18 protein-coding genes and 1 pseudogene are annotated in these 19,236 nt (G+C 69.5%); 12 read left to right on the forward strand and 7 right to left on the reverse strand.

Going from position 1 to position 19,236, the window contains the following annotated elements; all coding sequences use genetic code 11:
* From G5C60_RS12935 to G5C60_RS12960, 6 genes are all read left to right on the forward strand, one after another.
* The gene (locus tag G5C60_RS12935) at positions 1 to 771 is read left to right on the forward strand and encodes a DUF3710 domain-containing protein (protein WP_165258334.1); all 771 of its coding nucleotides are present in this window, start codon (positions 1 to 3) and stop codon (positions 769 to 771) included.
* 228 nt (positions 772 to 999) lie between these two features.
* The gene (locus tag G5C60_RS12940) at positions 1,000 to 1,701 is read left to right on the forward strand and encodes an ABC transporter ATP-binding protein (protein ID WP_165258336.1); all 702 of its coding nucleotides are present in this window, start codon (positions 1,000 to 1,002) and stop codon (positions 1,699 to 1,701) included.
* Positions 1,702 to 1,859: 158 nt separating this feature from the next.
* Positions 1,860 to 4,409, forward strand: coding sequence for a sensor histidine kinase (locus G5C60_RS12945; RefSeq protein WP_165258338.1), 2,550 nt, complete (start codon positions 1,860 to 1,862; stop codon positions 4,407 to 4,409).
* Positions 4,406 to 5,089: a response regulator gene (locus G5C60_RS12950; RefSeq protein ID WP_165258340.1), complete on the forward strand. Its 684-nt coding sequence runs from the start codon at positions 4,406 to 4,408 to the stop codon at positions 5,087 to 5,089. The genes G5C60_RS12945 and G5C60_RS12950 overlap by 4 nt, the downstream gene beginning before the upstream one ends.
* A 146-nt stretch (positions 5,090 to 5,235) precedes the next feature.
* Complete coding sequence (locus G5C60_RS12955) at positions 5,236 to 5,634, forward strand: OB-fold nucleic acid binding domain-containing protein (protein ID WP_165258343.1); 399 nt, start codon at positions 5,236 to 5,238, stop codon at positions 5,632 to 5,634.
* 3 nt (positions 5,635 to 5,637) lie between these two features.
* On the forward strand, positions 5,638 to 6,402 hold the full coding sequence (locus G5C60_RS12960) for a DUF3159 domain-containing protein (protein ID WP_165258345.1): 765 nt from the start codon (positions 5,638 to 5,640) through the stop codon (positions 6,400 to 6,402).
* A gap of 177 nt (positions 6,403 to 6,579) precedes the next feature.
* Here G5C60_RS12960 and G5C60_RS12965 read toward each other — a convergent pair whose 3' ends face one another.
* On the reverse strand, positions 6,580 to 7,257 hold the full coding sequence (locus tag G5C60_RS12965) for a potassium channel family protein (RefSeq protein WP_165258347.1): 678 nt from the start codon (positions 7,255 to 7,257) through the stop codon (positions 6,580 to 6,582).
* Positions 7,257 to 7,928, reverse strand: a complete 672-nt coding sequence (locus G5C60_RS12970) for an NAD-binding protein (RefSeq protein WP_165258349.1) — start codon at positions 7,926 to 7,928, stop codon at positions 7,257 to 7,259. Before G5C60_RS12970 ends, G5C60_RS12965 begins: the two co-directional genes overlap by 1 nt.
* Before the next feature lie 479 nt (positions 7,929 to 8,407).
* Between G5C60_RS12970 and G5C60_RS12975 the strand changes: the two genes are divergently transcribed.
* The 4 genes from G5C60_RS12975 to G5C60_RS12990 all read left to right on the forward strand — a co-directional run bounded on the left by G5C60_RS12975 (position 8,408) and on the right by G5C60_RS12990 (position 13,811).
* Positions 8,408 to 10,462, forward strand: coding sequence for an amino acid permease (locus tag G5C60_RS12975; protein WP_165258351.1), 2,055 nt, complete (start codon positions 8,408 to 8,410; stop codon positions 10,460 to 10,462).
* Positions 10,463 to 10,552: 90 nt separating this feature from the next.
* The gene (locus tag G5C60_RS12980) at positions 10,553 to 11,893 is read left to right on the forward strand and encodes a class I SAM-dependent RNA methyltransferase (protein WP_165258353.1); all 1,341 of its coding nucleotides are present in this window, start codon (positions 10,553 to 10,555) and stop codon (positions 11,891 to 11,893) included.
* 383 nt (positions 11,894 to 12,276) lie between these two features.
* Entirely contained in the window at positions 12,277 to 13,182 is a 906-nt protein-coding gene (locus G5C60_RS12985) for an alpha/beta fold hydrolase (RefSeq protein ID WP_165258355.1), read from the forward strand.
* A 53-nt stretch (positions 13,183 to 13,235) separates the two neighbouring features.
* The gene (locus tag G5C60_RS12990; RefSeq protein WP_206439440.1) at positions 13,236 to 13,811 is read left to right on the forward strand and encodes a putative antibiotic biosynthesis monooxygenase; all 576 of its coding nucleotides are present in this window, start codon (positions 13,236 to 13,238) and stop codon (positions 13,809 to 13,811) included.
* Between the two features lie 54 nt (positions 13,812 to 13,865).
* Here G5C60_RS12990 and G5C60_RS12995 read toward each other — a convergent pair whose 3' ends face one another.
* The 3 genes and pseudogenes from G5C60_RS12995 to G5C60_RS13005 form a co-directional block, all read right to left on the reverse strand.
* On the reverse strand, positions 13,866 to 15,386 hold the full coding sequence (locus G5C60_RS12995; protein ID WP_165258357.1) for a pyridoxal phosphate-dependent decarboxylase family protein: 1,521 nt from the start codon (positions 15,384 to 15,386) through the stop codon (positions 13,866 to 13,868).
* Between the two features lie 277 nt (positions 15,387 to 15,663).
* Entirely contained in the window at positions 15,664 to 15,999 is a 336-nt protein-coding gene (locus G5C60_RS13000) for a VOC family protein (RefSeq protein ID WP_165258359.1), read from the reverse strand.
* Between the two features lie 95 nt (positions 16,000 to 16,094).
* A pseudogene (locus G5C60_RS13005) lies at positions 16,095 to 16,305 on the reverse strand (DUF2267 domain-containing protein); the annotation flags it as partial.
* A 653-nt stretch (positions 16,306 to 16,958) separates the two neighbouring features.
* Between G5C60_RS13005 and G5C60_RS13010 the strand changes: the two are divergent.
* Positions 16,959 to 17,180 (forward strand): hypothetical protein, encoded by a 222-nt coding sequence (locus G5C60_RS13010; RefSeq protein WP_165258361.1) that lies wholly within the window; start codon positions 16,959 to 16,961, stop codon positions 17,178 to 17,180.
* A gap of 43 nt (positions 17,181 to 17,223) precedes the next feature.
* On the opposite strand, the gene G5C60_RS13015 is transcribed toward G5C60_RS13010, so the two are convergent.
* Positions 17,224 to 17,394: a hypothetical protein gene (locus G5C60_RS13015; RefSeq protein WP_165258301.1), complete on the reverse strand. Its 171-nt coding sequence runs from the start codon at positions 17,392 to 17,394 to the stop codon at positions 17,224 to 17,226.
* Positions 17,395 to 17,484: 90 nt separating this feature from the next.
* The gene (locus tag G5C60_RS13020) at positions 17,485 to 17,838 is read right to left on the reverse strand and encodes a hypothetical protein (protein WP_165258363.1); all 354 of its coding nucleotides are present in this window, start codon (positions 17,836 to 17,838) and stop codon (positions 17,485 to 17,487) included.
* Between the two features lie 691 nt (positions 17,839 to 18,529).
* On the opposite strand from G5C60_RS13020, the gene G5C60_RS13025 reads away from it, so the two are divergent.
* The gene (locus tag G5C60_RS13025) at positions 18,530 to 19,228 is read left to right on the forward strand and encodes a phosphatase PAP2 family protein (protein WP_165258370.1); all 699 of its coding nucleotides are present in this window, start codon (positions 18,530 to 18,532) and stop codon (positions 19,226 to 19,228) included.
* The last annotated feature ends 8 nt before the right edge of the window (positions 19,229 to 19,236 follow it).

The raw sequence follows: 19,236 nt of genomic DNA on the forward strand, positions 1-19,236 counted from the left end.
GTGTTCGGACGTCGCAAGAAGGTCAGTGCCGCCGAGGACGCGGCGAGCGAGGCCGAGCAGGTCGACCGCGTTTCTGAGGAAGTCGACACTGAGGCGGACGACGTGGAGCAGGAGCGGGTACGGCTCGAGCCCGAGCCGCGCCCCGACGGCCCCTGGGACAGCACGGAGATCCGCGATCCGGCCGAGGGCCGGGTCGACCTGGGCGGCCTCTTCGTGCCCGGGGTCGACGGCATGGAACTGCGCGTGGAGGTCGCGGGCGACGCGATCGTCGCGGCCACGGTGGTCCTGAAGGACAGCGCCGTCCAGCTGCAGGCCTTCGCCGCCCCCAAGCGCGAGGGCATCTGGGGCGAGGTACGCGAGGAGATCGCCACCGGCATCACCCAGCAGGGCGGTGTCATCGACGAGGTCGAAGGCCCGCTGGGCTGGGAGCTGCGCGCCCAGGTGCCGGTGCAGCTGCCGGACGGGACCGGCGGCTTCCAGGTCGTGCGGTTCGTCGGTGTGGACGGTCCCCGCTGGTTCCTGCGCGGAGTGATCTCCGGACAGGGCGCGGTGCAGCCGCAGGCCGCAGGGCTGCTCGAGCAGATCTTCCGGGACACGGTGGTCGTCCGCGGTGAGGGCCCGATGGCCCCGCGCGACCCGATCGTGCTGAAGCTGCCGGACGACGCGCAGATGGTCGCCGAGAATGTCCAGCAGGAGGAGCAGGCCGGTTCCCGCTTCTCCGGAGGCATGGGGCAGCTGCAGCGCGGACCGGAGATCACCGAGGTCCGGTAGACGCGGATTCACGCCAGGGGCCGCACCTCCACCGGGGTGCGGCCCATTGTCGTGTGAGGCCCCCGGTTGTCGTGAGGCCTCCGGGCCTCTGGAGCTCCGGGCCTCTGGGCCTCTGGGCCTCCGGTCTGGCCGATACCGCTGGTCCGCCGATGCACAACCCGAGGCGCCCCATTGCCGGGCCGGGTGTCCGGTGACCATACTGGCGCCCGGCCGACGGGGGAGAGACTCATGAACGGGAGCGGTGCGGTCGCCACCGACACCATGGTGCGCGTCGAGAACGTCCACCGTTCGTACGGGACGGGAGCCACCGCCGTGCACGCCCTGCGCGGGGTCTCCTTCGACGTGCCGCGCGGTGAACTCGTCGCTCTCAAGGGCCGCTCGGGGTCCGGCAAGACGACGCTGCTGAACCTCGTCGGCGGGCTCGACGAGCCGGACGAGGGACGGATCACCGTGGACGGGCTCGATCTGTCCGGGCTCGGTGAGGACGGGCTGCTTCGGCTGCGCCGGGACCATATCGGGTTCGTCTTCCAGTCCTTCGGGCTCATCCCGATCCTGACGGCCGCCGAGAACGTGGGCGTCCCGATGCGGCTGCGCCGGGCCGATCCGCGCGAGCGCGAGGAGCGCGTCGAGCTGCTGCTCGCCCTGGTCGGTCTCGCCGACCACGCGGCGCAGCGGCCTGGTGAGCTCTCCGGCGGCCAGCAGCAGCGCGTGGCCATCGCCCGCGCTCTCGCCAACAAGCCCTCTCTCCTCATCGCCGACGAACCCACCGGCCAGCTTGACGCGGAGACCGGTATCGCCGTGATGGAGCTGCTGCGCGCGGTCGTCCGCAGCGAGCAGGTCACCGCGCTCGTCGCCACGCATGACGCGGCGCTCCTCGACCTGGCCGACCGGGTCCTGGAGCTGAGCGACGGCGAGATCGTCGAGCACTGATCGCGAAGCGCCGGAGGCAGGCGCTTCCGGCGGGCACCAGGCACGCATCAGGGTTGCGTCAAGGTCGCCTCCGGCCCCGCCTTCCGTGCCTTGGGCCGTAATGATTGGCCGTAAGGTCGACGCAGCGTATGCGCTTGTTACCGGAAGACAATGGGACCATGGGACGCGGCAGGCTTCGGATCTATCTCGGCGCGGCGCCGGGCGTCGGCAAGACGTACGCGATGCTGTCCGAGGCGCATCGCCGCGTCGAGCGGGGCACGGACTGTGTCGTGGGCTTCGTGGAGCATCACGCCCGGCCGCGCACCGAGGTGATGCTGCACGGCTTGGAAGTGGTGCCGCGCCGGGAGCTGGAGTACCGGGGCTCGGTCTTCACCGAGATGGATGTGGACGCGGTGCTGGCCCGGCGCCCCCAGGTGGCCCTCGTCGACGAGCTGGCCCACACGAACGTCCCCGGTTCACGCAACGGCAAACGGTGGCAGGACGTCGAGGAACTGCTCGCGGCCGGAATCGACGTGGTCTCGACGGTCAACATCCAGCACCTGGAGTCGCTCGGTGACGTCGTCGAGTCGATAACCGGCGTACGACAGCGGGAGACCGTCCCCGACGAAGTGGTGCGCCGGGCCGACCAGATCGAGCTGGTCGACATGTCGCCGCAGGCGCTGCGTCGCCGCATGGCGCACGGCAACATCTACAAGCCGGACAAGGTCGACGCGGCCCTCTCCAACTACTTCCGTCCCGGCAACCTCACCGCCCTGCGCGAGCTGGCCCTGCTCTGGGTCGCCGACCGGGTCGACGAGTACCTCCAGCAGTACCGGGGCGAGCACGGCATCCGCTCCACCTGGCAGGCCCGCGAACGCATCGTGGTCGGGCTGACGGGTGGTCCGGAGGGCCGGACGCTGATCCGCCGCGCCGCCCGGCTCGCCGAGAAGGGCGCGGGTGGCGAGGTGCTCGCGGTCTACATCGCGCGCAGCGACGGCCTGACGTCCGCCTCGCCCAAGGAACTGGCCGTCCAGCGCACCCTCGTCGAGGACCTGGGCGGAACCTTCCACCACGTCATAGGGGACGACATCCCCTCGGCGCTGCTGGAGTTCGCGCGGGGCGTCAACGCCACGCAGATCGTGCTGGGAGTGTCCCGCCGGAAGGGATGGCAGTACGTCTTCGGGCCCGGCGTCGGCGCCACGGTCGCACGCGAGTCCGGCCCCGACCTCGACGTCCACCTCATCACGCACGACGAGGTCGGCAAGGGGCGCGGCCTGCCGGTCGCCCGGGGTGCGCGGCTCGGACGGTCCCGGATCATCTGGGGCTGGCTGACGGGCTTGGTGGGCCCGGCCCTGATGAGCCTGCTGCTGACGCACATCGAAACGGACCTCGGCCTCGCCAACGACATGCTGCTGTTCCTGACGCTGACCGTCGCGGCGGCGTTGCTCGGCGGACTGCTCCCGGCGCTGGCCGCGGCGGCATTCGGTTCCCTGCTGCTGAACTACTTCTTCACCGAGCCGCTGCACCGGCTCACCATTGCCGACCCGAAGAAAATCGTCGCCCTGGTGATCTTCGTGGCCGTCGCCGTGTCGGTGGCGTCGGTGGTGGACCTGGCCGCCCGGCGTACGCATCAGGCGGCCCGGCTGCGCGCCGAGTCGGAGATCCTCTCCTTCCTTGCGGGCAGCGTGCTGCGCGGCGAGACCAGTGTGGACGCCCTCCTGGAGCGGGTCCGCGAGACCTTCGGGATGGAGTCGGTGGCGCTGTTGGAGCGCGAGAGCGACGTCGAGCCCTGGACCTGCGCGGCCGGCGTCGGCCCGCATCCGCCGGTCCTGCCGGAGGACGCGGACGTGGACATGCCGGTCGGCGACCACATGGCGCTCGCGCTGTCCGGCCGGGTGCTGCCCGCCGAGGACCGCCGGGTGCTCGCCGCGTTCGCCGCCCAGGCCGTCGTGGTCCTGGACCGCCAGCGCCTTCAGCAGGAGGCCGAGCAGGCCCGCACCTTCGCCGAGGGCAACCGCATCCGTACGGCCCTGCTGGCCGCCGTCAGCCACGACCTGCGAACGCCCCTGGCCGCCATCAAGGCCGCCGTGTCGTCCCTGCGGTCCGACGACGTGGCCTGGTCGGAGGAGGACGAGGCCGAACTCCTGGAGGGCATCGAGGCGGGCGCGGACCGGCTCGACCACCTGGTGGGCAATCTGCTCGACATGTCCCGGCTCCAGACCGGCACCGTCACCCCGCTGATCCGCGAGATCGACCTCGACGAGGTGGTCCCGATGGCGCTGGGCGGCGTACCCGAGGACAGTGTCGAACTGGAGATCCCGGAGACCCTGCCGATGGTCGCCGTCGACCCGGGCCTGCTGGAGCGCTCGGTCGCCAACATCGTCGAGAACGCCGTGAAGTACAGCCCTGACGGGGAGGCGGTGCTGGTCGCCGCCAGCACGCTCGGCGACCGGGTGGAGGTGCGTGTGGTGGACCGCGGCCCAGGAGTCCCGGACGAGGCGAAGGACCGTATCTTCGCGCCCTTCCAGCGCTACGGGGATGCTCCGCGCGGCGCCGGTGTGGGCCTCGGGCTCGCGGTCGCCCGCGGCTTCGCCGAGGCCATGGGCGGCACCCTCGACGCCGAGGACACCCCCGGCGGCGGCCTCACCATGGTGCTCACCGTCCGGGCGGGTCCCTCCCGTCCCGGACGACTGGCAGAACTCGCACAACCGGAAAGGCAGGCTTCATGACGCGCGTCCTCGTGGTCGACGACGAGCCGCAGATCACCCGGGCCCTCGTGATCAACCTCAAGGCACGCAAGTACGAGGTGGACGCGGCCCCCGACGGCACCACCGCGCTTCAGCTCGCGGCCGCCCGCCACCCCGACGTGATCGTGCTCGACCTGGGGCTGCCCGACATGGACGGCATCGAGGTGATCAAGGGACTGCGCGGCTGGACCCGCGTACCGATCCTGGTGCTGTCCGCCCGGCACTCCTCCGACGAGAAGGTCGAAGCCCTCGACGCGGGCGCCGACGACTACGTCACGAAGCCCTTCGGCATGGACGAGCTGCTCGCCCGGCTGCGGGCCGCCGTCCGCCGCGCCGAGCCCACCGGGGGCGGTGAGGACGACATGATCGTGGAGACCGAGGACTTCACGGTCGACCTGTCCGCCAAGAAGGTCAACCGGGCAGGCCGCGACATACGCCTGACCCCCACGGAGTGGCACCTCCTGGAGGTGCTGGTGCGCAACACGGGCCGCCTGGTCAGCCAGAAGCAGCTGCTCCAGGAGGTCTGGGGGCCCTCGTACGGCACCGAGACCAACTACCTGCGCGTCTACATGGCCCAGCTCCGCCGCAAGCTGGAAAGCGACCCCTCGCATCCGCGGCACTTCATCACGGAGCCGGGGATGGGGTATCGGTTCGAGAGGTGAGCCGAGCGTCGGCCGGGGGTCCGGGGGGTGTCCCCCGGGGGATGCGGCATCACGGAGCCGGGGATGGGTTATCGGTTCGAGCGTTAGTTCTAGTGGGTAGGTTCAGGGGGTACATGGCTGTCAGCGGCCCCCGGTACGCTTCAGACATGGGTGCTGTTCCTCGTTCCGAAAAGCCGGCCGGCCGGTTCCGGCGGATGATCGACCGGCTCTCCTCGTCGCAGGAGGACCTGGAGTCCGAGGAGCTGCGCGAGGACACCGAGACCACCGGATGTACGCGCATCGGTGACGCACATGACCGACAGATAGTCACCGTTACTGGTACCTTGCGCACGGTCACCCTGCGCCCGAGGGCCGGTGTCCCGGCCCTGGAGGCCGAGCTGTTCGACGGTTCGGCCGCCCTGGACGTGGTGTGGCTCGGCAGGCGCTCCATCGTGGGGATCGAACCGGGGCGCAAGCTGATCGCATCGGGCCGGATCTCGATGAGCCGGGGCCGCCGGGTGCTGTTCAATCCGAAATACGAACTCAGACCCCTCGGACGGGAGTAGCCGGTGACGTCGCTCGACAAGCCGACCGAAGACGCCCAACGCGATTCGCGGGCGGTGACGGAGGCCGCGCTCTTCGAGGCGTTCGGCGGTCTGCGGGGCATGATCGAGACGGTCCTGCCGGGACTGCTCTTCGTCACGATCTACACGATCAACAAGGACCTTCACTCGGCGGCCATCGCGGCCCTCGGCGTCTCCGTGCTGCTCGTCGTGGTCCGTCTGGTCATGAAGGACACCGTCAAGCACGCCTTCAGCGGCGTCTTCGGTGTGGCCTTCGGCGTGGTCTTCGCGATGATGACCGGCAACGCCAAGGACTTCTACCTGCCGGGCATGCTCTACACCCTCGGCCTGGCCCTCGCCTACATCATCACGACGCTCGCCGGTGTCCCGCTGATCGGCCTGATCCTCGGCCCGGTCTTCAAGGAGAACCTCTCCTGGCGCACCCGCAACCCGGGCCGCAAGAAGGCGTACGCGAAGGCGAGTTGGGCCTGGGGCCTGATCCTCCTCGCCAAGTGCGCGATCCTCTTCCCGCTGTACTGGTGGGCCGACACCACGCAGTTCGGCTGGGTCCTGATCGCGTTGAAGATCCCGCCGTTCCTCCTCGCCGTCTATCTCACCTGGGTCTTTCTGGCGAAGGCGCCCGCGCCGATCGACGTGTTCGCGGAGATGGAGGCCGCGGAGAAGGCCGAGGAGGAGCGCGAGCGCCAGCGCACGGCCGGCTCCGCGACCGGCTCCGCCGCGGAACTGGGTGCCAGGCACCGCAAGAGCTGAGTCCTCCCCTGGGCGCAGGGGCTGTGCGTTCGGCTCCACACTGCCGGTTCGTCGTGGCTGGTCGCGCAGTTCCCCGCGCCCCTTACGGGGCGCTGGTCGCACCCGGAGTCAGGCTCGCAGACGTAAGGATGGGGCGCCCGGCATGCTCCGGGCGCCCCATCCTCGTACGCGAGCGAACTAGCCCACCGCATCCTCCCGCCGCACCGACAACAGGTCCTCCAGCTGCTCCTCGCGGGCCTGGGCCGCTACGAACAGCAGCTCGTCGCCTGCTTCCAGGGAGTCGTCGGGGGTGGGCGTCAGGACGCGGGTGCCGCGGATGATGGTGACCAGGGACGTGTCCTCGGGCCATTCCACTTCGCCGACCTGGGTGCCGGCGAGGGCGGACTCCGGCGGGAGGGTCAGCTCGACCAGGTTGGCGTCGCCGTGGCTGAAGCGCAGCAGGCGGACCAGGTCGCCGACGCTCACCGCCTCCTCGACCAACGCCGACATCAGACGGGGGGTGGACACGGCCACGTCCACGCCCCAGGACTCGTTGAACAGCCACTCGTTCTTGGGGTTGTTGACGCGGGCGACGACGCGCGGGACGCCGTACTCGGTCTTCGCGAGCAGTGAGACGACCAGGTTGACCTTGTCGTCGCCCGTCGCGGCGATCACCACGTTGCAGCGCTGGAGCGCCGCCTCGTCCAACGAAGTGATCTCGCAGGCGTCGGCCAGCAGCCACTCCGCCTGCGGTACGCGCTCGACCGAGATGGCGGTCGGCGCCTTGTCGATCAGCAGGACCTCGTGCCCGTTCTCCAGCAGTTCGCCCGCGATCGAGCGGCCCACCGCACCGGCACCGGCAATGGCGACCCTCATCAGTGACCGCCCTCCTCGTCAGGGCCCTTGGCGAACGCCGCCTCGACCTTGTCCACGTCGTCCGTACGCATCATCACGTGCACCAGGTCGCCCTCCTGCAACACCGTCTGGGAGGACGGCAGGACCGCCTCGCCCAGGCGGGTGAGGAAGGCCACGCGCACACCGGTCTCCTCCTGGAGCTTGCTGATCCGCTGCCCCACCCACTCCGTCGACGCGTGCACCTCGGCGAGCTGCACCCCGCCCGTGGGGTCGCGCCACAGCGGCTCGGCACCCGACGGCAGCAGCCGGCGCAGCATCTGGTCGGCGGTCCAGCGGACGGTGGCGACGGTCGGGATGCCCAGGCGCTGGTAGACCTCGGCGCGGCGCGGGTCGTAGATGCGCGCCGCGACGTTCTCGATGCCGAACATCTCGCGGGCCACCCGGGCGGCGATGATGTTCGAGTTGTCCCCGCTGGAGACGGCGGCGAAGGCGCCCGCCTCCTCGATGCCCGCCTCCCGCAGGGTGTCCTGGTCGAAGCCGACACCGGTGACACGACGGCCGCCGAACCCGGAGCCCAGTCGTCGGAAGGCTGTGGGGTCCTGGTCGACCACGGCGACCGTGTGCCCCTGTTGCTCCAGGGTCTGGGCGAGAGCGGAACCCACTCTCCCGCAGCCCATGATGACGATGTGCACGACCGTCCTTCCGGTGTCAGTTGTTACTGCTCATGGAGTTACTGCTCAGGCTGAACAGGGTCTCAGACCGATGCCCAAGCTACACACGCGCAGTCCGCGGAGGGCACCCCCGTGCACGGTCGCCCGCGGTCTTCCGGCGATCAGCGGCGGCTGATGCTGCGGACGCTGAGCAGCGTCAGGATGCTGAGGCCGACGAGTCCGGCGGCGGCGCCGATGAGCTCCGCGGTCGAGTGCATGGAACCTCCAGGTAGGGGCGATGGGGGAGCGACGTCCAGGGCGCGCTTCCAAGGCACGTCCAGGGCACGTCCAGGGCTTTGTCATATAGACATGCGGATCCCTTCGGCCGGGGAATCCTCGGCGCGCCCCGTCCCCGATTTCACTCGGAGAGCAGAGGCCGGCCGGTAATACCTCGGACTTGGGCGGAAGCGACAGCGGGGGAGGGTGGGCGGTCCCGCGTTCGAGCGCTTACGATCCTCAGCGTGTCCAAACTGACCGACGTGCCCAAACGGATCCTCATTGGGCGCGCACTGCGCAGCGACCGGCTGGGAGAAACGCTCCTGCCGAAGCGCATCGCCCTCCCCGTTTTCGCCTCCGACCCGCTCTCCTCCGTGGCGTACGCGCCCGGAGAAGTGCTCCTGGTCCTCTCCATCGCGGGCGTGTCGGCGTACCACTTCAGCCCCTGGATCGCGGTCGCGGTCGTCGTGCTGATGTTCACTGTGGTGGCGTCGTACCGGCAGAACGTGCGCGCGTACCCGAGCGGCGGCGGCGACTACGAGGTGGCCAACACCAACCTCGGCCCCAAGTCCGGCCTCACCGTCGCCAGTGCGCTGCTCGTCGACTACGTCCTCACCGTCGCCGTGTCGATCTCCTCCGGCATCGAGAACCTCGGCTCCGCGATCCCCTTCGTGATCGAGAACAAGGTGCTCTGCGCGATCGCCGTCATCGTGCTGCTCACGCTGATGAACCTGCGCGGGGTCAGGGAGTCCGGGAAGCTCTTCGCGATTCCGACGTACGTCTTCGTGACGGGCGTCTTCGCGATGATCCTTTGGGGTGCGTTCCGCGGCCTGTTCCTCGACGAGACCATGAGGGCGCCGACCGCCGGCTTCCACATCGAGGCCGAGCAGGAAGGTCTCGCGGGCTTCGCGCTCGTCTTCCTTCTCCTGCGCGCCTTCTCCTCCGGCTGTGCCGCGCTCACCGGCGTCGAGGCGATCAGCAACGGCGTCCCGGCCTTCCGCAAGCCCAAGTCCAAGAACGCGGCGACCACGCTCGCGATGATGGGCCTGCTCGCGGTCACCATGTTCTGCGGCATCATCGGTCTGGCCATGGTGACGAAGGTCCGCATGGCCGAGAACCCGGCGACCGACCTGTTGAGGAACGGCGTGGCGGTCGGCTCCGACTACGTCCAGAACCCGGTGATCTCGCAGGTCGCCGAGGCCGTGTTCGGCGACGGCAGCTTCATGTTCGTGCTGCTCGCCGCGGCCACCGCGCTGGTCCTCTTCCTGGCGGCGAACACCGCGTACAACGGCTTCCCGCTGCTCGGCTCCATCCTCGCCCAGGACCGCTATCTCCCGCGCCAGCTGCACACCCGCGGCGACCGCCTCGCCTTCTCGAACGGCATCGTGCTGCTCGCCGGTGCGGCCGCGCTGCTGGTGTGGATCTACGGAGCGGACTCGACCCGGCTGATCCAGCTCTACATCGTCGGCGTGTTCGTCTCCTTCACGCTCAGCCAGACCGGCATGGTCCGGCACTGGAACCGCCATCTGGCCACCGAGCGGGACCAGGCCAAGCGCCGCCACATGTACCGCTCCCGGGCGATCAACACCTTCGGTGCCTTCTTCACCGGGCTTGTGCTGGTCGTCGTCCTGGTCACCAAGTTCACGCACGGCGCCTGGGTTGCGCTGCTCGGCATGGTGATCTTCTACGCGACCATGTCCGCGATCCGTAAGCACTACGACCGCGTCTCCGAGGAGATCGCCGCGCCCGAGGGACCGAGCGACGACGTCGTACGCCCCTCGCGCGTCCACTCCATCGTCCTGATCTCCAAGATCCACCGTCCGACGCTGCGCGCCCTCGCCTACGCCAAGCTGATGCGCTCGCACACCCTTGAGGCGCTCAGCGTCAACGTCGACCCGGCCGAGACCAAGGCACTCCAGGAGGAGTGGGAACGGCGCGGCATCGACGTACCGCTGAAGGTCCTCGACTCGCCGTACCGCGAGATCACGCGGCCGATCATCGAGTACGTGAGGGGCCTGCGCCGGGAGTCGCCGCGCGACGCGGTCTCGATCATCATCCCCGAGTACGTGGTGGGGCACTGGTACGAGCAACTGCTGCACAACCAGAGCGCGCTCAGGCTCAAAGGCCGGCTGCTGTTCACGCCGGGTGTCATGGTGACCTCCGTGCCGTACCAGCTGGAGTCCTCCGAGGTGGCCAAACGGCGGGCCCGCAAGCAGCAGGAGTGGAACGCGCCGGGTGCCGTGCGGCGCGGGCCGGCTCAGGAGCGGACCAAGACGGAGTCCAGCTCACCCAAGGACTGACGGACTCGTGTCGAACGGCCGGGCGGCGTCCACGTAGACTGGTGGGCTGTTGTCCGGCCGTACCCTTTTCGCATCTGGAGTCACCCCGCCATGCAGGCAGAACCGAAGAAATCGCCGGCGGGGTCGCTCGTGGGGCAGGAGTACGAGGTCGAGATCGGCCCCGTCGCCCACGGTGGGCACTGCATCGCCCGTACCGACGCCGGCCAGGTGCTCTTCGTACGGCACACGCTGCCCGGGGAGCGGGTCGTCGCGCGTGTGACGGAGGGCGAGGAAGGCGCGCGCTTCCTGCGCGCGGACGCGGTGACCGTCCTGGAGGCGTCCAAGGACCGCGTCGAGGCGCCCTGCCCGTACGCGGGCCCCGGCCGCTGCGGCGGCTGCGACTGGCAGCACGCCAAGCCGGGCGCGCAGCGCCGCATGAAGGGCGAGGTGATCGCCGAGCAGCTGAAGCGGCTCGCGGGCCTGACGCCCGAGGAGGCCGGCTGGGACGGCACGGTGATGCCGGCCGAGGGCGACAAGGTGCCCGCCGGTGAGGTGCCCGCCTGGCGTACGCGCGTGCAGTACGCGGTGGATGCCTCCGGGCACGCCGGTCTGCGGCGGCACCGTTCGCACGAGGTCGAGCCGATCGAGCACTGCATGATCGCCGCGCCGGGCGTCAGCGAGCTGGGCATCGAGCGGCGCGACTGGTCCGGGATGGAGTCGATCGAGGCGATCGCGGCGACGGGTTCCCAGGACCGGCAGGTGATCCTGACGCCGCAGCCCGGCGCCCGCCTGCCGATCGTGGAGCTGGACCGGCCGGTGTCGGTCATGCGGGTGGAGGAGAAGGACGGCGGGGTCCATCGCGTCCACGGCCGCCCCTTCGTGCGTGAGCGCGCTGACGACCGTACGTACCGGGTCGGCAGCGGCGGCTTCTGGCAGGTCCACCCGAAGGCCGCGGACACGCTCGTCAAGGCCGTGATGCAGGGCCTGATGCCGCGCAAGGGCGAGATGGCGCTCGACCTGTACTGCGGCGTCGGCCTCTTCGCGGGCGCCCTCGCCGACCGGCTCGGCGACAAGGGCGCGGTGCTCGGCATCGAGTCCGGCAAGCGCGCGGTCGAGGACGCCCGCCACAACCTCGCCGCCTTCGACCGCGTCCGCATCGAACAGGGCAAGGTCGAGGCGGACCTCCCGCGCACCGGCATCACCGAGGTCGACCTCATCGTCCTCGACCCGCCCCGCGCGGGCGCCGGCAAGAAGACGGTCGCCCACCTGTCGTCACTGGGCGCGCGCCGCATCGCGTACGTGGCCTGCGATCCGGCGGCGCTGGCACGGGACTTGGGGTACTTCCGCGAGGGTGGGTATCGGGTGCGGACGCTTCGGGCGTTCGATCTGTTTCCGATGACGCATCATGTGGAGTGCGTGGCGATCCTTGAACCGGCGGTCAAGGGTTCCTGACTGCGGTTTTGTGAGTGCGCATTATGTGCGGTGTGGGTGTTACGGGCGATATCTTGACCCTGAAATGACGCTCGTGACGCTCGTTCTGATGGGGTGCCAGCTGCGTCGATGGGCTGGTCAGGCCACCTGAAATGACGGGTGCCAAGGGCTTCTGGCAGCCGTTGAGCGTGACCTTGAGTGTTCGTCGGCTCGGGTGTGTCGGTCACGCTTCGTGAGGGATGCCAGAACGGAAGACGCCGGTGCACTGCCGAGGTGACTGTGCCCGAGAGCAGCACTCGGACGCCCTCGTAGTCGGAGGGAGGGATGAGCGGCATATCGGCCGCCCACAGCGGGTACTTCGGGTGGTCCTGCCGAGCACGGTCGGAGGCGAGGGACGGAGCGCGATGATTGGTTCCGAGTGGACGCTGCCGCAAGGGTTCCATGATGTGTTCAGGCACCACTTCACCGAGGTCGGGCAGGTCAGACTCCATCACGTGGCCGGCGGTCGGGCCGGAGCGGAGACCGTTGTACTGCTGCACGGCTGGCCGCAGACCTGGTACGCGTGGCGCAAGGTGATGCCCGGGCTCGTGGAGGCCGGCTACCGGGTCGAGGCGGTCGAGTACCGGGGCGCCGGTGAGTCCACCCGGCCGGCCGGAGGCTACGACAAGGCGACGATGGCCGCCGATGTGCGAAACCTGCTCGACGCGCTGGATGCGGGGCAGGTGCATCTGGTGGGCCGGGACATCGGGCTCATGGTGGCCTACGCTCTCGCCGCACAGTGGCCGCGGGCGGTCGCGTCCCTGACCATGCTGGACGTGCCGATCCCCGGCACCACCGTCTGGGAGCGGGCCAAGCTGGATCCGCAGACCTGGCACTTCGGTCTGCACCGGCAGCGGGACATCGCCGAGATGCTCGTCTCCGGCCGCGAGTACGACTACCTCTCCACCTTCTACCGGGCCCGCACCAAGGTCGCCGGGGCTGTCACCGACGACGACCTGGCGGTCTACGCCCGCGCCTACGCGGCACCGGGCGCCCTGCGTGCCGGCTTCGAGCTCTACCGCGCCTTCGACCAGGATGAGCAACGGTTCGCCAAGCTGCTCCAGGACAAACTGCCGATGCCGGTCCTCGCCCTGGGCGGTGAACTCGACAACGGATCCCTGATCACCGACATGGCCCGCGAGGCGGCCACCGACGTCCGCGGTGCCGTTGTTCCCGGAGGCGGCCACTGGACACCCGAGGAGAACCCCGAGGTGCTTCTTGAGCATCTGCTCACGTTTCTTCCCTCGGTCGGTGCGGTGCGGTCACCGTGACCGGCTCAAACAGGGGCCCGGACTCAGGCCCGGACTCAGGCTTGGACCCGGCGGTGACCGTCGTGGTGACCCGGGTGATCCGTCCGGGCAAGGAGGAGCAGTTCGCCCGCTGGGCCGACGACGTGGACCGGACCGCCGCCCGCTTCCCCGGCCACCTCGGCGGGGTGCGGCTGCACGACAGCCAGGGACTGAACCATCTGATCTACCGCTTCGACTCGGCCGAACATCTGCACGCCTGGGAGAACTCGACCGAGCGGCACGCCCTCATCCGCCGGGGAGACGAGATCTCCGACCAGGCGAAGAGCACGAACTCCGGTCTGGATCCGTGGTTCACGCTGTCCGGCGGCGCTGTGCCGCCCCGGTGGAAGACCTTCCTCATCACCTGGGCGGCCGCCTACCCCACCCTGCTCGCCCTGAGCACGGCCCTGGCTCAGCTGGCCCCCGGCCTGCCTCAGCCGGCGGCCCTCGCCCTCACCTCGGCGATACTCACCGCCGTGCTGACGTGGCTGGTCCTCCCCCGGATCACCCGCCAGGTGCGCCCATGGCTCTTCCGTGGCGCGCGGCCGGCCCCGGCCAGCAGACCTTCGCCGACGCGGGAGAGCCCCGCCGGGAGGCCGTACCGTTCCTGACGACCTCCCGCGAATGTGGTCGAGAACGAGACCGAGGCCGAGGCCGTGCCATTGTCAGGGGCGGCTTCCGGGCCCGGTCGGCCCGCTGCGTGCGTGGTTCACCGCGTGGACGAGTTCGTCGATGTCGGCGTGGCTGGTGCGGAAGCTGATGACACAAGCGCGCAGTGCCGCCCGCCCGTTGAGCCGGACGGTGCTGATCCAGGCGCGCCCGCTGTCCACGACGGATCGGGCGAGCGCGTTGTGGTGCTCCCACGACTCGCTGTCGGAAAGGCTGTCGGCCGCGGGGTCGGCGAAACAGACCACCGGCAGTGGTGTGTCATTGGCGATGGTCCACCGGGAGCCGGTGAGCTGCCGGCGGAGGATGTCGGCGAGCTCGGTGTCGCGCTCCAGTTGGTCGGCGTATCCAGACCGTCCCGCGACGGCGAGGCTGAGGAAGAGTTTCAGTCCGATGAACCGGCGTGACCACTGCTGGCTGGAGGTGTAGGGGTCGACGGTGTCGGGGATGTCGGCCGGCATGTAGGACGTGGTGACGCGGAAGGTCTCCGCAAGTGCCTCTCGGTCGGTGCACAACAGGGCGCCGGCTCCCATCGGCACGCTCAGCCATTTGTGAGCGTCCACCGTGATCGATTGGGCGCGCTCGATTCCCTTCAACACCCCCCGCAGCCGGTCCGACAACGCGGCCGCACCGCCGTAGGCGGCATCGGCGTGCAGCCACAGGTCCTGCGCCTGGCAGAGTTCGGCCAGCTCGGGCAGCGGGTCGAGGACACCGGCTCCCGTCGTGCCGGCCGTGCCGATCACCATGAACGGCAGGTCGCCGGCCGCGCGGTCCGATGCCACCTGGACGGCCAGTTGTCCGAGGTCCATCCGCAGATCGGCATCGACGGGCACGAGTCGTACCGCCTCCCGTCCGATGCCGGTGGCGTGCGCGATCTTCAGCCAGGCCAGATGGCTTTCCGCCGACGCGTACAGCACAGGCCGGCCGGGCAGTGCGCGCAGCCCCGTCGTGCCGTACTCGGGCCACGTCTTGGTCAACGCCAGTAGTACGGCGGTCAGGTTCGCCTCCGCTCCGCCGCTGGTGAACGACCCGGCCACCGTTTCAGCCGGATAGCCGAGCCGCCTGCCGAGGAAGCGCAGGAGATGTGCCTCGATCTCCGCAGCCGCAGGCGCGTGCGACCAGGCCGCCAACTGCGGGTTGAACGCCGCGGCGAGGGTCTCGCCGACAACGCCGAGGAGGGTTGGCGTCGGGTTGAACAACCCGAAGTAGCGAGGGTGAGTCGTGTGCACGGTGCCGTCGCGCAACAGCGCCGCGACGTCGCCGATCACCGCACCGGGATCCGTCGGTGCGTCGAAGTCGTACGACTCGACGGCGGAGCGCAGTCTGCCGAGGTCCACCGGTGTGCTCACCGGCCGCCTGGCGACCTGCTCACGTTCGTCATCGAGTAGGCCGACGACATGGCGCCACAGCCATGCCGTCGAGTCGAGAGGCGGGTCGAACGAGTCCCGGCCCGTTGGGAAGGCCGGCTGGCGGATTGCGGCGGCACCCGCGCCGTCGTGGGCAGGTTCGTCCTTCCTCATACAGCCCATGCTCGCACTCTCGCAACCACGCACAAGTGGCTCAACTGATGCCAGGCAGCAGGCTCGCGACATGATGTCCCGCGCGGTCGCCGTCGCAGCCACCGACGGAGTGCCAGCCCTCGAACTCACCATCCCCTACGGGGTGCCCGGCCCAGGAAGCCGCAGGTGCGAGCCGTAACCCAAACGGGCCGGCCGCCCGCTCGGAAGCGCCGGATCCGGCCGGCCGTTGGCGACGGCCGAAGCAGCGCTCACGATGATCTTGCTCCGAGCCGAGCCCTTACGACCACAGCCCCTGCTGCGGGGTGTCGATGACGGGTGCGATGAGCGGGTGCGGGTGCGCGGCCTCGGTTCCACCGCTTCCATAGGGGCGGGTGAGGACCTGGATCCGGGCGAAGATCTCGTCGAATTCGGCCTCGGTCACGAGGAACGCGTAATGCAGCCTGTCGAAATCGCCATCGTTGTCCACGAAGTCAAGGGTCGTGTCCTTACTCACCCGTAGGACGGCGAATTCTCCCATCTTCATCGGCTGGGGCAGGCCGAGCAACTCGGAGTAGAAGGCCGCGGTCTTCTCCTTGCTGTGCGTGGCGACGATGTGGTGGTTAAGGACCGGCATATCTGTTTTCCGTTCCCGTGGTATTGGCATTGAGGGGAAGAACCGGCGCCTGCCCGTCCCTCCCCTCCCCGGCCAGTTCGTCATCCAGACAGTCCACCCGTGGTCGGCTCATCAGGGGTTGCCTCGACCCGCCGAAGGTGCTCGCCGATCTCCTGCGGGAGTTGCGCAGTGAGCTTGTCCGCCAGCCCGGCCGGGATGCGTTCGGCCAGTGTCTCCAACGTCGCCCCGTGTCGCCCTCTCGGCCGCACCACGGCAGTTCAGCCGAGCGCGGGACTGCACCTGACCGATGAACTCGTCCTGCTGCACCGTCGTTCACCTCCTTGTCCTGTCAGAAGTCCCGAGTAGCCTGCGCCCGCGCGACAAAACGACCAGCGCGGACAGGACCCTCGTGATGCGCAGTGGCTTGATCACTTCCGGGGCGGAACAAGCAAGGTGCGTACGTCGTGGCCGGTGAAGACCCCGTCATCGGGATGGCCGAGGTCGATGGCGAGGGTCAAGTCTTCGTCGGTGGGTCAGTTGGCTCACCGGCCACGCCCTGGACGTCACCGGCGGCCTGTACCTGCGACCGCAGGTGGAGCAGCCGCCAAGGTGACGACGAGAGCCTGGGCGGCGAACGGTAACGTGCTCTGCCCGCCGTCGTGCTGCCGCGCTACGGGCGAGCGGCGCTCCACAAGGTGAGGCGGCCGAGGCGGGCCCGTCGTCGACATCAGCTCGGTCGCCGGCCCGCAGGGACGGGATCTACGGCGCGGTCGCCTACGCGGCGAGCCAGGGCGCCATAGTGAGTCTCGCCCGGGGGACGGCGGACAGTGTGCGGCCGCCGTGGCGGCGCGTTGCTCTGGCCATCATGTCCGGCACCATCGACGACCTCGAAGAGATCGCACCACGGGCCTGAGCCGGCCTCCACGTACTACGACGCGCTTGAGGACGCCACGACGTGGCACCCCTTCTCGATCACCGCAGTGCTGCGCAGGCACGCCACCCTCGCCCACATCGCCGCTGGTTTCGGTAGCCCGGACTGTCTCATCGTCGCTGCCGCCGCCGGCTCCCGGGGAGCACGCCAGGAGGAACCCACGGGCGATGTTCCGCGCGCGTTCCAAGGACAGCAGGCCGACTCCAGTGTCCCGGTCGAGGCTGTCCGCTTCGTCAGGCGGCTGCACCATCACGACATGACCACGACATGACACGCGACGCACCCCCGGACAGTGCAGGCGCTGTCGGCGCCTGTCACCTGTGTGGCAAGCGCGGCTGGTCGGCGTGCTGTCTGCCCAGCAGTTCCGCCGCCTGGTGCTGCGTCTGCTCGGCTGCCGTCTTGGCCTCCGCCACGACATCCCCTCGTTCGCGCACCAGATCCTCATAGATCGGCACCTGATCGCTCTCGCCGAGAGTTTGTTTCACAACACTGTCCCTTTCGCAGTCGTGCTTGTTGCAGCCCGGCGTTTCGTGCGCTCACCGTTCCTGCCGGACCGAAGAGTGGCCGTAATGCTGTCAGGCCCGGTTGAGTCGGGCGGCGATCCCGTGGCCGATCAGCAAATAGATGACGGCCGGGAGACCATAATTGAGGACGACTCGCAGGCTCTCGGTGTCCATCGTGAAAATGTCCTGTGCCCATCCGGAAAGCCAGTCCGCCGTGCCGTGCACGAACTCGACGAACGGATTCGTCTGGTTCGCGTCGAGCAGGTGGAGCACGACCCACAGGCCCAGAAAACCAGCCGCGACATCAGCGATTGTGCAGGTCACAAGGGCTGCACGCCGGGTGTCGACCTGATTGCGGGCGGAGCTGTCGGGGCCCGGGGGCTGGTCGTACGTCCGGTATCCGGAAACCGGGTCGGTGTTGTTCACGAGAAGCTCCGATCTGACGCGTCCTCTGTCGGCAGGGCCTGCCCAGAGGTCCTGGTATTCAGCCTCCGTGGCTTGTTTCTGCTTACTTCTGCGTCCTGAACGCGCTGCCGTGTTACACGTGCACCCTGGTAGCCCAAATATGGCTGCGGCCTATTCGTGCACGCACTCAAATATTCCGCTGCGGGGTAAATTTGCGGATTCTCTGGAAGGAGCAGTGGACGCACGGTCTGCGTATGTGATGCGGGGATCAGGTGCGACGGGGGCTGAACCGGTCTGCCGGATGTAGGCGGGTGAACCGCCCGACCGTACGGATCATGGATGCCGCTACCTGCTGGGGCAAGCACAAGGAGATGGGCTCTGCCCTGACGCTCGTTTGACGCTCAGGGGCGCGGACTTTCCGACGGCGGTGTGCCGCGACCGCGTTGTTGGTTAGGGTGGCAAGAGCCTGATTCCGATGCCCTTGACCAGGGTGATGGACAGGCTGATGGCTCCCGGGGGGCCAATTCAGACACGACGGGGGGCTCGTTGGTGGGGAGTTGGCGCGGGCAGCGGCCGAAGGCCATGTCGACGGGCGGCAGCGGGCAGGTCGCATCCGCCGGATGGTCTGTGACGGCGTGCGCGTACTGACGGCGCACATGGGCCGTGGCGTGTCCGGACCTCAGCAGGTCGATCTGTCGGACCCGGTGGACCTGTGACCGGCCGGCCGGTGCCCCCGGTGCTGCCACCGTTGCTGCGCGTGTGGCTCGGGCTGATCGCGGCCCTCGCCGCGCTGGTGGTCGTCGTGCTCGGGGTCTTGTACGCGGGTCACAGCGAGCCCGGCAGGGTGGACCGGTGGATCGTCGAGCCGACGGCGGACAGTGTGCGGCCGCCGTGGCGGCGCGTCGCGCTGGCCACGGACTTCCTGGCAGAGCCCGTCGGAGCAGCGATGCTGGTCGTGGCCGCCGTGGCAGGCTGTCTGCTGCTTCGGCGTCCCCGCGCGGCCGTGCTCATCGTTGCCGGCGTCGTCTTGACCGTGGGGACGGCGAGGCTCCTCAAGTCCCTGGTGGGGCGCACCATTCACGGTGACGGCAACCTGTCCTACCCGAGCGGGCACACCGCCTTCCTGACCGCGCTCGCCCTCATGGTGGCGCTGCTCGCGACCGGCCGGCTCGGCCTCGGCAGGGCGGCCGGCACGTCACTCGCGCTCGCCGCGGCGCTGGTGGCCGGCGCCGCCATGGGCTGGGCGCAGGTCGCTCTGGGCGCGCACTACCCGACCGACGTCCTCGGCGGCTGGTGTACCGCGCTGGCGGTGATACCCATGACCGCGTGGCTGGTCGACCGACTGGCCGACCGGATCGCCGACCGGCAGGTCGACCGGACGGCCGACGCCGGTCGGCGTGCGCATCGCTGACGTCACGT

It is taken from the genome of Streptomyces scabichelini, from assembly GCF_011045015.1.
In the GTDB taxonomy this organism is placed as follows: Bacteria; Actinomycetota; Actinomycetes; order Streptomycetales; family Streptomycetaceae; genus Streptomyces; species Streptomyces scabichelini.

Bases quoted from the DNA above. Each gene is read 5' to 3' on its own strand.
- G5C60_RS12950 (WP_165258340.1), top strand. From the start codon at position 4,406: ATGACGCGCGTCCTCGTGGTCGACGACGAGCCGCAGATCACCCGGGCC.
- G5C60_RS12965 (WP_165258347.1), bottom strand. From the start codon at position 7,257: ATGAGGGTCGCCATTGCCGGTGCCGGTGCGGTGGGCCGCTCGATCGCG.
- G5C60_RS13000 (WP_165258359.1), bottom strand. From the start codon at position 15,999: ATGCCGGTCCTTAACCACCACATCGTCGCCACGCACAGCAAGGAGAAG.
- G5C60_RS12945 (WP_165258338.1), top strand. From the start codon at position 1,860: ATGGGACGCGGCAGGCTTCGGATCTATCTCGGCGCGGCGCCGGGCGTC.
- G5C60_RS12985 (WP_165258355.1), top strand. From the start codon at position 12,277: ATGATTGGTTCCGAGTGGACGCTGCCGCAAGGGTTCCATGATGTGTTC.
- G5C60_RS12980 (WP_165258353.1), top strand. From the start codon at position 10,553: ATGCAGGCAGAACCGAAGAAATCGCCGGCGGGGTCGCTCGTGGGGCAG.
- G5C60_RS12940 (WP_165258336.1), top strand. From the start codon at position 1,000: ATGAACGGGAGCGGTGCGGTCGCCACCGACACCATGGTGCGCGTCGAG.
- G5C60_RS12995 (WP_165258357.1), bottom strand. From the start codon at position 15,386: ATGAGGAAGGACGAACCTGCCCACGACGGCGCGGGTGCCGCCGCAATC.
- G5C60_RS12955 (WP_165258343.1), top strand. From the start codon at position 5,236: ATGGGTGCTGTTCCTCGTTCCGAAAAGCCGGCCGGCCGGTTCCGGCGG.